This is a genomic window from Pseudomonas sp. P5_B2 (assembly GCF_056400445.1).
Genome location: NZ_JBFULH010000973.1, coordinates 1 through 1,225 on the forward strand (window position 1 = coordinate 1; position 1,225 = coordinate 1,225).

Here is a 1,225-nt window from a genome sequence, read left to right on the forward strand (position 1 = left end):
GTCTATGACTCGCTGTCCGGTCTGTGGACCTGCGGCGCCGGGCACACTCGCAAGGAAATCCAGGAAGCGGTATCCAAGCAATTGGGCACTCTCGATTACTCGCCAGGCTTCCAGTACGGCCATCCGTTGTCGTTCCAGTTGGCTGAGAAAATCACCGACCTGACGCCGGGCAATCTGAATCACGTGTTCTTCACCGACTCGGGTTCCGAGTGYGCTGACACCGCAGTGAAAATGGTCCGCGCTTACTGGCGTCTGAAAGGCCAGGCGACCAAGACCAAAATGATCGGCCGTGCCCGTGGTTATCACGGTGTGAACATCGCCGGCACCAGCCTCGGCGGTGTGAACGGCAACCGCAAAATGTTCGGTCAGGCGATGATGGACGTCGATCACCTGCCGCACACACTGCTGGCGAGCAATGCCTATTCCCGTGGCATGCCGGAGCTGGGCGGTATCGCCCTGGCTGACGAGCTGCTGAAGTTGATCGAACTGCACGATGCGTCGAACATCGCCGCCGTATTCGTTGAGCCATTGGCCGGTTCCGCTGGGGTACTGGTTCCGCCTCAGGGTTACCTCAAGCGTCTGCGCGAGATCTGCGATCAGCACAACATCCTGCTGGTGTTCGACGAAGTGATCACCGGTTTCGGCCGTACCGGTTCGATGTTCGGTGCCGACAGCTTCGGCGTGACCCCGGACCTGATGTGCATCGCCAAGCAAGTCACCAACGGCGCGATCCCGATGGGCGCGGTGATTGCCAGTTCCGAGATCTACCAGACCTTCATGAACCAGGCGACGCCTGAGTACGCAGTGGAATTTCCCCACGGCTACACCTATTCCGCGCACCCGGTGGCGTGCGCCGCTGGCCTGGCAGCACTCGACCTGCTGCAAAAGGAAAACCTGGTGCAGAGCGTGGCCGAAGTGGCACCGCATTTCGAAAATGCGCTGCACGGTCTGAAAGGTTCGAAGAACATCATCGACATTCGTAACTATGGTTTGGCCGGTGCCATCCAGATCGCGCCACGTGATGGCGACGCGATCGTGCGTCCGTTTGAAGCGGGTATGGCGTTGTGGAAAGCCGGGTTCTACGTGCGCTTCGGCGGCGATACCCTGCAGTTCGGCCCAACCTTCAACAGCAAGCCGCAAGACCTTGATCGTCTGTTCGACGCGGTCGGCGAAGTGCTGAGCAAGATCGACTGATTTTCTCTTCTATATAGAGGCGCCCTTTAAG

At 59.2% G+C, this 1,225-nt stretch carries 1 protein-coding gene; it reads left to right on the top strand.

Annotated elements, in window-relative coordinates; genetic code table 11:
• A partial coding sequence (aptA, locus tag AC1DRJ_RS28415; protein WP_477805070.1) for an omega-aminotransferase AptA occupies positions 1-1,194 on the top strand: 1,194 nt, incomplete at its 5' end.
• Positions 1,195-1,225 lie beyond the last annotated feature (31 nt).